We start from the raw sequence: 9,785 nt of genomic DNA on the forward strand, positions 1-9,785 counted from the left end.
GAGCGCTACGGATGGCGGGCCGCCTGCGAAATGCCCCCATCACGGTTCACCCTGCCAATGATGACGAATCGATCATCTTGCTGGTTGGTGATGAGCCGCCTGAAATGATCATAGCCGTAGACCACACAGGTTCCGGGCTCTTCCAGGTTGAAGACCAATAAATCCCTATCGTGTGGCTCCCGGGTCGTTTGATTGAGGAAGCTCGTGGGCTGCCAGGGTGATGCCGGTCGCTCGGACGCGAGGGGCCTGGAACCTCCCAGGGACACCACTTCCTGGGTGTTCTCCGGGTCGAGCAGGTTCCTGGGGAGTGCACAGCTCCGTTGCTCGCTCTCCTGTGTACCCAGCATGGCGGTCACGGTGTTGATGAAGAACGCCCTGTCCTCCGGCGAGTAGAAATATCCCGCGCAGTAACCAGGAGGACGCGCGCCCTCACTCGATGCGGCGGAGTGTGAAGCCGCGAGGCGGCTACAGGTCTTCTCGACCAATCGCTCGAAGGTCGCGTGTGGACCGGCCAGCTCCCCTTCATAGCGGATGGCTCCCTCCGGCAACCGCCGGGCTCGGACCTCGAGATTCGTACTCGCACAACCCCAGGTCGTGGTGAAGGCCAGCGAAGCAAGCAGTGCTCGTTTCATCATGTGTCGTCCTCTCTTGCCTCTCGTGGGAGCTTCAGAAGTCCCGTGCGAGAATCCGGCCCTTGCCATCAATGGCATAGGTCGCACCCGCATCGGGAACGATGAGTCCGGGGCCGCACTTGCGCAGATCGGGTGTGAACTCGACGAAGAACAAATCGTCACTGACCTGGAGTACGCGCACGTTGATGTACTCCCACCGGGCCAGGCAACGATCCGGAAGTGGCAAGCTATCGGGATTGAGACCGGGTGGCCGGTACTCGTCCATCGCCACCTTCAGGGCCGCCAGCATGGGGCCGGTGAACTGTGTGCCCTTTTCCAGGGACGAGGGAAATTCAACGGCGCTCGCCTGCTCCGGGGGAGCCCATGGGGCCTTGGTATGTTTGTAATAGCCGAAGTAGCCGCACCCGGTCAGGAGCCCAGCGCAGCAGAGTGCGATGGGGAGGATTGCTCTCATAGGTTTCGTCCTGTGAATCTGGGGATGCATCAGGGCAGCCAATCCTTTCCCTCGAACATCTTCAGGTCGCCGGTCAGGAGAAGGGTTCATGAACGGCCCCGATTGCCAGGGTAACCGGAAACGTCATGTGTGCCTAGCCGCCTTTGAAGTAGGCCCGTGGTGGCGCGCCGGGGCCGTATGAAGCGAGAGCTCCGACACGGGGGATGACTACTGCGAGATGGATGCGCTCGACACCTTCAGGGCGCCGGGAGCGGTCGGGCTGAGCTGGAACACGTAGCCGGAGATGGTGATGGAGTGGCTGCAATAGAACACGAACGAGTGGATGGCGTGGTGCTCGCGCAGGTCCATCACCACCTGGTTGGGCTGGAGCTTCGCGGACGCGTACAGGTCCCGCAGCGCGGACTCGTACATGATTCCCCCAGCCCGAGGGCGAGACTGGTGAGACGAAGCGTCTTGTTCATGGGCGCGCAGCCAACTTCCGGCTGCCCGGAGACGCCAAGCCTCCCGGGCGGCCGGGCCGCGCCTCTTCTCCCGATTGAGTGTCAGACAGCCGTCACCGCCGCGGCGGCGGGCGCCGAGGGATGGCGCATCGGCTGAGCCTTGCCGTACGTCAGCGAGCGCCACAGCCACTCGGCGGGGCCGAAGCGGAAGCGCGCCAGCCACCAATGGCTGAGCACCACCTGCACCGCGAAGATGACCAGGCTGAGCGCGATGGTCGCCCCGGGGCTGATCTTCCCCATGAGCCCCAACCCGAAGCCGTAATAGATGAACAGGCTGATGACCGTCTGGCTCAGGTAGTTCGTCAGCGCCATGCGGCCCACCGGGGCGAGCACCATCAACCGCCGCTGCCACGCCTCGCGTTGGAAGAGCAGCACCAGGCCCGCGACGTAGACGGCGGCGAGCCCCATCTCGTTGAGCTGCCGCACCGGGCTCAGGAACATCATCCACGGCGACTGGGGATCCAGCGTCTTCTGGCGCATCATGTACTGCACCACCATCCCGATGGCGCTGCCGATCAGCGCCATGCCCAGGCTCCAGCGGAGCAGCTTGCGGAAGAACGCCAGGTGCTGGGGCGCGTCATGGAAGAGGCGCCGCCGTCCGGCCATGAGCCCGAGCAGGAAACGGCCGAGGAGGGGGAGGAAGAATCCCGCGAGGCCCGGGAGGAACTGGGCGAAGAAGTAGTGGGCGTTGGCACGCACCATCTCCACGTAGGTGCCGCTCGAGAAGGCCTGCCTCGTCTCGGCCCGGAGCTGGCTGGAGCGCTCCATGGCCGCCTTGGCCGCATCGGCGCCCGCCTCCGCTCCACCGCTCAGGAGCATGGGCACGAACTTCATGGCGAGGTTCACCACGAGCGGCGAGACCAAGAGGAGGAGGGCGGACCAGATGAGCAGCGTCTTGTCCTGGCGCTCGCGGAACAACAGCAGCGCGAAGCCGATGGTCGCGTAGGTGGTGAGGATGTCGCCGAGCCAGAGCCCGAACAGGTGCACGCAGCCGATGAGGAACATCATCACCAACCGCCGCATGTAGAGCGGGGTGATGGTGGCGCCACGCGCCTCGGCCCGCATCATCTGCACGGAGAAGCCCAGGCCGAAGAGGAACGAGAAGATGGTGATGAACTTGCCGTTGACGAGAATCCCCATGGTGTACATGAGGGCCTGGTCCACCCATGTGGCCGAGGCCATGGCGGCCTCGAACTGCGCTCGCGTCAGGTAGGCGCGGCCGGAGAACCACATGAAGGTGTTGGACACGAAGACGCCGCACAGCGCGAAGCCGCGCAGCACGTCCAGCAGGGCGAGCCGCTCGCTGGCGTCGACGGGGCGGGCCTCGGCCTGCGGAGCGGGTGGAGAAGAGGGCGGTTGGCTCATGGCCGGAAAAGACATGCCGAACTTGTGCCAGCTCGCCCCTATTCCCAGCGGCCAGGAGACCGCCGGGCCCGGGCGTCCCAGGCTGTCCGTATCCGGACAGCGCCGTTCCATATCCGGACAACCCCGTCCCCGCGGTGACGAGATGGACAGGTGGTGCGGCTTCCGATTGCGTCATGTACGCGGGAGTCGTTAAAGCTGCGTCGCCATGGCCATCAGCCTCCTCGACACCATTCGCGTCCTCGCCTCCTTCGAACCGCCCCGTGTCTCGCTGCGCGGAGCTCCCTGGGAGGAGTACGTGGAGTGGGCCATCGCGCAGGGCCTTGCGCCGCTGGCCTCCTACAACCTCCAGTACCGCATGCCCGGGGCGGATGCGCCGGAGTGGGTGCGGGACCAGTTGCTGAGCATCTACTCGGGCTCGGTCAACGACAACGTGATGAAGCTCGTCAACTTCAAGCGCACCGTGGACGAGCTGGAGGGCCGCAAGCTGCTCCTCATGGGGGCGGCGGCCTTCGCCGACACGCTCTACCCGCACGTGGCCTTCCGCCCCGTGTTGGAGATTCAGATGCTGCTGCGGCGCATGGACGTGGACGGCTTCGCGGGTTACCTCGCCCAGAACGAGTTCCGCCCCGAGCCCGACGCGCCGGCCCACGGCGCCATCAAGGTCCTGTCCGACGGCCGCACCGCCATCCACCTCTACGCCGACGTGCTCGGCACCAGCCGCCGCGCCGAGGTGCAGGGCATCTTCGACCGGGCCAGGCCCATGAAGATGTACGGCCCCTCCCTGTTCCGCCCGGACCTGGAGGACGCGGTGCTGCTGGTGTGCCTGGAGCAGGCCCGGGAGGGTTACCAGGTGCCCTGGCTGTCCTTCGTGGACCTGCGCGAGCTGATGACGGGCGCCAAGGCGATGGGTGGCGTGTACTCACGCCCCGTGGACGTGGCGGCACTGCTGGAGCGGGCGAAGGCGTGGAAGCTGGAGCGCGCCCTCTACACCTCGCTGGCCATCGTGTCGGGGCTCTTTCCCGAGACGGCCGAGGCCCTGAAGCCAGCCCTGCCGCCGCTGCGCCGCGCCACGCGCGAGCTGTTGGACCGGCTGGTCGTCCAGCCGGCGAGTGTGCCGGGGAAGATGAGCCATGTGCGGGGTTCGGAGCGGCTGCGCCGGTTGCTGACCGGGCAGTGAGGCGAGGGGCTGGTTGCTACTCGCCCCTTCCCCCGCGAGGCCACTCCCGGGTAAGAGCGTACCCGGCTGCTGACAGTCAGGACGCTCATGCATATCGCCATCATTGGAACCGGCTACGTGGGACTGGTCGCGGGCACCTGCTTCGCGGATTCGGGTAACGACGTCGTCTGCGTGGACATCGACGCGCGGAAGATCGCCCAGTTGCAGCAGGGGGAAGTCCCCATCTACGAGCCGGGGCTCGAGGAGCTCATCCGCAAGAACACGCGGGACCGGCGGTTGAGCTTCACCACGGAGCTGGCGCCGGCGGTGGCGCGCGCGCAGGTGGTGTTCATCGCGGTGGGCACGCCCGAGGGCGAGAGCGGCGAGGCGGACCTCCAGTACGTGCTGTCGGCGGCGGAGCAGGTGGGCCGGGCCATGCGGCAGTACACGGTGGTGGTGGACAAGAGCACCGTGCCGGTGGGCACCGCGGACAAGGTGCGCGAGGTCATCTCCCGGGTGACGGAGGTGGAGTTCGACGTCGTCTCCAACCCCGAGTTCCTCAAGGAGGGCGCGGCGCTGGATGACTTCCTCAAGCCGGACCGGGTGGTGATTGGCGCCGAGTCCGAGCGGGCGCGCAAGGTGATGGGCCAGCTCTACGCGCCGTTCGTGCGCACGGAGAATCCCATCCTCTACATGGACACGCGCTCGGCCGAGCTGACGAAGTACGCGGCCAACGCGATGCTGGCCACGCGCATCTCCTTCATGAACGACATCGCCGTGCTGTGCGAGCGGGTGGGCGCGGACGTGGACTTCGTGCGCAAGGGCATGGGCGCGGACAAGCGCATCGGCTACCCGTTCCTCTTCCCGGGCGTGGGTTACGGCGGCAGCTGCTTCCCCAAGGATGTGAAGGCGCTGGTGGCCAAGGGCCGCGAGCAGGGGCTGGAGCTGGATCTGCTGCGCGCGGTGGAGCGCACCAACGAGCGGCAGAAGAAGGTGCTGGTGCAGAAGGCGCTGAAGCACTTCGGCTCGCTGGAGGGGCGCACGTTCGCGGTGTGGGGCCTGGCCTTCAAGCCGAAGACGGACGACATGCGCGAGGCGCCGTCGGTGGAGGTCATCGAGGGCCTGCTGGCCAAGGGCGCGAAGGTGGCGGCGCATGACCCGGTGGCCGAGCGCACCGCGCGCCGCGTGCTGGGTGACCGCATCCGCTACACGAACGTGCCCTACGAGGCGCTGGAGGGCGCGGACGCGCTCTTCGTCGTCACCGAGTGGAACGAGTTCCGCCACCCGGACTTCGATCGCATGAAGGCGCTGATGAAGAGCCCGGTCATCTTCGACGGCCGCAACATCTACGACCCGTCGCGGATGCGCGAGCTGGGCTTCACGTACATGGGGCTCGGCCGCAAGTAGCCTCAGTGCAGCCAGGGGCCGCGCTCCTCCTCGGGAGCGCGCGTCCCGGGGCGTGGTGGGGGCCCCAGCAGCTCCTTCCACTGGGGTTGCTCCGGGAAGGCGACAAGACGGGCGGGCGCTCAGGCAGCCGCCGGGCTCCTCGCCAGGGGATGGGCCGGGTTCAGCGCGCCAGGCCGCAGGCGGCCTTGCCCTCGTCCGTCAGGAGGAGGTCGCAGGTCGTGCGGTCGTTCCGATTGATGGTGCAGGTGTCCAGCCGCTCCTCACAGGCGGCGAGATCCTCGTCGGTCGTGTCGATGCTCCGCTCGCGGTCGGCCACCAATTGGATGCACTCGTCGCGCTGGAAGGCTTCGACGCACTCGCAGAGCCGCTCCGACAGTTCCCGGCACGGACTCTTGCAACCGGCGAGGGCGAGCAGGGCGGAGCAGAGCAGGGTGATGGCGGTGGCGCGGCGCATGAGGTGGGCGAAGATGCCAGAAGGCGTTCTGGATGCAAGCAATGGCGGCCAGAAGGTCGGATGGTAGCTTCTCCAGCGGCACTCTCCTCTTGAGCAGGCGGGCGGGTACTCCAGGCGTCCCACCGGACCCGTGCCATACTCGGGAGCCGTCCATGTCCTCCGCGTTCCCCTCCCGCTCGCGCACGTCCCGGTACACCCTCGGTGCCGAGGCGGTGCTGGCGGTGCTGCTGGTGGGGCTGCCCCTGTCGCTCGGGAGCGCGCCCATGTGGGTGCATGGGCCCCTGGTGGTGCTCGCGGGCCTCGCCTGTGTCCTGGCGTGCGTGGGGGCATGGAGACAGCGGCGCTCCCTGCACCTGCCCTTGCTCGCGCTGCCCCTGGGAGCGGGGGCCCTCCTGTGCGCGTTGCAGCTCGTTCCGCTGCCGCCGGGGCTCCTCGCCGTGCTCGGTCCCGAGGCGGCCGGGTTGCGCGACTTCGTCCTCGTCCCCCTGGGACTGGACGGCCCGCGCCCCTTGTCGATGGATCCACCGGCCACCTGGCGCGAGCTGGCCCGGCACCTGGCGTACCTGCTCACCTTCGTCGCCGCCGTGCAGGTGTGCCGCTCCGGACGCGCGCGCCGCCGGCTGCTGAGCACGCTCGCCTTCACGGGCGCGGCCATCGCCGTGCTGGGCCTGGTGCACGCGCTGCTCGGACTCGACACCCTCTTCGGTGTCATCGCGTTCGTCCACGCCCGGCCGCCGCTCGTCACGCCCTTCGGCAACCCCAACCACCTCGCGGCCTTCCTCGGGTTGTCGGCCACCGTGTCCCTGGGACTCGCGCTCTCCAGTGAGGGGCGCACGCGAGCGGTGCCCTACGTGCTGGCCTCCCTCCTGGGGGGGACGGGGGTGCTGCTGTCCCTCTCTCGAGGGGGCATCGCCTTCTTCGTCTTCGGGGTGCTCGCCTTCGCGCTCCTGTTGGCCCGGACGTGGCGCCGCTGGGGCGGGGTGTTGTTGTGCCTCCTCGCGGTGCTCGCGGTGGGCGGACTGCTGGCCTCCGAGCACCTCGCGGCCGAGCTGGAGACGGCGGACAGCGTGGAGGAGCTGCGTCAGAGCAAACTCCAGCAGTGGCCGGAGCTGGCCTCGGTCGCGAGGGCCCATCCGCTCGGCCTGGGCCGTGGCGCCTTCGAGTCCGTCTTCCCCCGCTACCAGACGCGGCCCGTCATCAATACCTCGACGCACCCGGAGAACGCGGTGCTGCAACTCGCCACGGAGTTCGGCGTGCCCGGGCTGTTGTTGCTCGCGGGGATGCTGTGGGGCTTCGGCCTGCTGTCGCGCCGGGAGGGGCTGGGCGCGGAGGAGTGGGCGGTGCTCGCGGGGGTGGGGGCGCTCGGGCTGCATGAGCTCTTCGACTTCAGCCTGGAGCTGCCCGCGAGCGCGGTGGCGGCCTGGGTGGCGCTGGCCAGCGTGGCCCGTCCCGAGGACCGGCAGCGTGCCGAGACGCCTCGCGGCCATGCGCCCTTGCGTGTGCTCGCGGTGGGCGTGGCCCTCACGGGAGTGGCCCTGGTGGCGCTCGTTCCCGGCTGGAGCACACTGGACGGGGCGGAGGCGGAGCTCGGTGCGCTCGTCACCACGAGGGCCCCGCTCGCCGAGGTGCGTGCCCGGGGGCTCGCCCTCATCGACCGGCACCCGGCGGACCATGCGCTGCAGGACCTGATGGGCCTGGCCCATGTGAACGCGGGGCGCGCGGAAGCGGCCGAGGCGCTCGCCTTCGCCAACCGCGCCCTCTTCCTGAACCCGGTGGATGCGTGGGCCCACCGCGTGGCCGCGCGCGCCCTGCTCTCGTTGGGGCAGCGCACCCAGGCCTTCCTCGAGTACCGGCTGGCCTTCGAGGCGGGAGACCCTGCGCTGATGTGGAGCGAGGCGCTCGGCCGGGCGAGGACCCTCGAGGAGTTGCAAGCCCTCACCCCGGACACGGCGCGGCACGGGGTGACGTTCGCCTCCCAGCTCCAGCGCGCGGGGAATCAGGAGATGCTCCTCCCCTGGCTCGCGTGGGCGCGTGAGCGCTTCGACGCGGCGCCCGAAGCGGTGCGACTCTGGGAGCTCGAGGCCCGGGTGCGGTTGGAGCGGCGCGAGCTGGCGGAGGCCGAGGCGGCGAGCGCGGAGGTATCCCGGAGGGCTCCGGAGGCACTCTCCTCCTATCTGCTGCGCGCGGACGTGCTCCATGCACGGGGCAGGGGGGACGAGGCGCTCGCGGTGCTGGAGGCGTTGGGCCCCCGGTTTCCAGGCAACGTGGAGCGGGCCTTCGCGCTCGCGCGGCTGCAGGTGGAGCTGGGGTTGACCCGGCGCGCGAGGGAGTCGCTCCAGCAGGTGAACCCCTTCGTGTCCAACGACTCCCTGCGCGCTCAGCTCTACATGCTCGAGGGGAGCAGCTACGAGCGGGAGGGGTTGCGCGCGCGGGCGCTGGAGTCCTGGAAGTCCGCGGTGCGCATGCAGCCGAGTGGGAGTCTCTGGTTCAAGGTGGCGCGGCTGCACGAGTCGCTGCACCAGTTCGACGCCGCGGCACGGGCGGTACGCGAGGGCCTGCTGCTGTTGCCGGAGGAGCAGCGTGGGGAAGGAGAGGCGTGGGTGGCGCGCCTGGAGGCGGCGGAGCGCCAGCGCGTGGAGGCGCGGAGCCGTTCACGTGGGGGCTCGGGCGCGGAGGACTCCCTCCTTCTCCGGGCCCTGGGCGCGGAGGAGGACCTGGGGACACTGGAGGGCGAGGAGCCTTGAGCCCCACGGCTCACGCGTGAATGTCGTGATGCGCCGTGTGCCGCCCCGCGTGCCCGTGGGTGATGGAGGCCATCCTCGGTGACTCGAGGCCGATGAAGTCCTCGACACTCACCTCCAGCGCCTCCTCGTGGGAGCCGGCGCGCAGCAGCAGGTCCTCGGCCACGCCGAGCCCCTCGTCCATGAGCACTGGCAATTCATAGAGGTGGCCGAAGGGGGGCTCCGCTCCCAGCTCGCACTCGGGGAAGCGGTTCGCGAACGCGTCCTCGCTGGCCAGCCGGACGTCCTTCGCGCCGAGCACCTCGCGGACCTTCTCCAGGTCCAGGGTGTCCGTCGCGGGAATGAGGCAGATGCACAACCGCCCGTCGGCCTCGACGATGACGGACTTGGCCACGCGGTAACCCGTCACGTGGAGCGCCTGGGCCAGCTCCTGCGCCGTCACCGCGCGCGGATGCCAGTGGCGAAGAAAGGGCACGTGTTGCTGCTGGAGATAGTGCTGGATGGGCTCGGGGATCATGGGCGGTACCTTCTGTCTCGAAGGTGGACTGCCCCGGCCCTCCAGGCCATGGCTGGCCGGGCGCGTGCCTCCCGGACGGGCGGGCACGCGCTCCAGGCCTCTCGTGCCCGCACTCGTTGACGTCAACGAGTGGTGTGTGTGGATGCAGGATATCACTCATTGACGTCAACGAGTGACACGCCCGGAGCTGGCCCTCTCGCATGCGGGCGTCCGGTGTGGGGGTCCTGGCCCTGGGTGCCTGGGCTCGAGTGCGCGCCAGGCCGTCATCCGCGGTCATGTTAGTGTGGCCCACTCGGGAGGTGGTGTGCATGAGCGAAGCCGTGGAGGGGCAATCGGCGGTGGAGCGGCCCTGGCGGGCGAAGTGGCCGCGGTGGGCCGAGCGGGAGTGGGAGGAGGCGGGGCCGCCTGCTCTCGGGACGGAGGTGGACGGCTACCGGCTGGAGCGGCGGCTGGGGGCGGGCGGACAGGGCACGGTGTACCGGGCGAGCCGCGGCGGGCGGCTGTATGCCCTCAAGTTCCTGTCGCTGGATTCTCCAGACTGGGCATGGCGGGAGCTGGA

General features: G+C 69.1%; 9 protein-coding genes. 4 read left to right on the top strand and 5 right to left on the bottom strand.

Annotated features, from left to right (window positions below):
* Positions 1-666 precede the first annotated feature (666 nt).
* The 3 genes from Q664_RS58210 to Q664_RS33070 all read right to left on the bottom strand — a co-directional run bounded on the left by Q664_RS58210 (position 667) and on the right by Q664_RS33070 (position 2,951).
* On the bottom strand, positions 667-1,086 hold the full coding sequence (locus Q664_RS58210) for a hypothetical protein (protein WP_075207574.1): 420 nt from the start codon (positions 1,084-1,086) through the stop codon (positions 667-669).
* 207 nt (positions 1,087-1,293) lie between these two features.
* Positions 1,294-1,497, bottom strand: a complete 204-nt coding sequence (locus Q664_RS33065) for a hypothetical protein (protein ID WP_043404707.1) — start codon at positions 1,495-1,497, stop codon at positions 1,294-1,296.
* A gap of 131 nt (positions 1,498-1,628) precedes the next feature.
* Positions 1,629-2,951, bottom strand: a complete 1,323-nt coding sequence (locus Q664_RS33070) for a DUF418 domain-containing protein (protein WP_043404723.1) — start codon at positions 2,949-2,951, stop codon at positions 1,629-1,631.
* Positions 2,952-3,156: 205 nt separating this feature from the next.
* Here Q664_RS33070 and Q664_RS33075 point away from each other — a divergent pair, with 205 nt between their 5' ends.
* Positions 3,157-4,128, top strand: coding sequence for a nucleotidyltransferase family protein (locus Q664_RS33075; RefSeq protein WP_043404710.1), 972 nt, complete (start codon positions 3,157-3,159; stop codon positions 4,126-4,128).
* A gap of 87 nt (positions 4,129-4,215) precedes the next feature.
* Entirely contained in the window at positions 4,216-5,514 is a 1,299-nt protein-coding gene (locus tag Q664_RS33080; protein ID WP_043404713.1) for a UDP-glucose dehydrogenase family protein, read from the top strand.
* Between the two features lie 160 nt (positions 5,515-5,674).
* Here Q664_RS33080 and Q664_RS33085 read toward each other — a convergent pair whose 3' ends face one another.
* Positions 5,675-5,968, bottom strand: a complete 294-nt coding sequence (locus tag Q664_RS33085) for a hypothetical protein (protein ID WP_052518975.1) — start codon at positions 5,966-5,968, stop codon at positions 5,675-5,677.
* Between the two features lie 152 nt (positions 5,969-6,120).
* Between Q664_RS33085 and Q664_RS62330 the strand changes: the two genes are divergently transcribed.
* A complete protein-coding gene (locus Q664_RS62330; RefSeq protein WP_052518976.1) occupies positions 6,121-8,712 on the top strand; it encodes an O-antigen ligase family protein in 2,592 nt (863 codons plus the stop codon).
* 10 nt (positions 8,713-8,722) lie between these two features.
* Here Q664_RS62330 and Q664_RS33095 read toward each other — a convergent pair whose 3' ends face one another.
* Entirely contained in the window at positions 8,723-9,226 is a 504-nt protein-coding gene (locus tag Q664_RS33095) for an aminoacyl-tRNA deacylase (RefSeq protein WP_052518977.1), read from the bottom strand.
* A gap of 308 nt (positions 9,227-9,534) precedes the next feature.
* Here Q664_RS33095 and Q664_RS33100 point away from each other — a divergent pair.
* A partial coding sequence (locus tag Q664_RS33100; RefSeq protein ID WP_043404717.1) for a hypothetical protein occupies positions 9,535-9,785 on the top strand: 251 nt, incomplete at its 3' end.

This window comes from Archangium violaceum Cb vi76 (assembly GCF_000733295.1).
Lineage (GTDB): Bacteria > Myxococcota > Myxococcia > Myxococcales > Myxococcaceae > Archangium > Archangium violaceum.

What these genes read in the sequence shown, in the direction of transcription:
- Q664_RS58210 (WP_075207574.1), bottom strand. Translation starts at nt 1,086, where the DNA reads ATGAGAGCAATCCTCCCCATCGCACTCTGCTGCGCTGGGCTCCTGACC.
- Q664_RS33065 (WP_043404707.1), bottom strand. Translation starts at nt 1,497, where the DNA reads ATGTACGAGTCCGCGCTGCGGGACCTGTACGCGTCCGCGAAGCTCCAG.
- Q664_RS33070 (WP_043404723.1), bottom strand. Translation starts at nt 2,951, where the DNA reads ATGAGCCAACCGCCCTCTTCTCCACCCGCTCCGCAGGCCGAGGCCCGC.
- Q664_RS33075 (WP_043404710.1), top strand. Translation starts at nt 3,157, where the DNA reads ATGGCCATCAGCCTCCTCGACACCATTCGCGTCCTCGCCTCCTTCGAA.
- Q664_RS33080 (WP_043404713.1), top strand. Translation starts at nt 4,216, where the DNA reads ATGCATATCGCCATCATTGGAACCGGCTACGTGGGACTGGTCGCGGGC.
- Q664_RS33085 (WP_052518975.1), bottom strand. Translation starts at nt 5,968, where the DNA reads ATGCGCCGCGCCACCGCCATCACCCTGCTCTGCTCCGCCCTGCTCGCC.
- Q664_RS62330 (WP_052518976.1), top strand. Translation starts at nt 6,121, where the DNA reads ATGTCCTCCGCGTTCCCCTCCCGCTCGCGCACGTCCCGGTACACCCTC.
- Q664_RS33095 (WP_052518977.1), bottom strand. Translation starts at nt 9,226, where the DNA reads ATGATCCCCGAGCCCATCCAGCACTATCTCCAGCAGCAACACGTGCCC.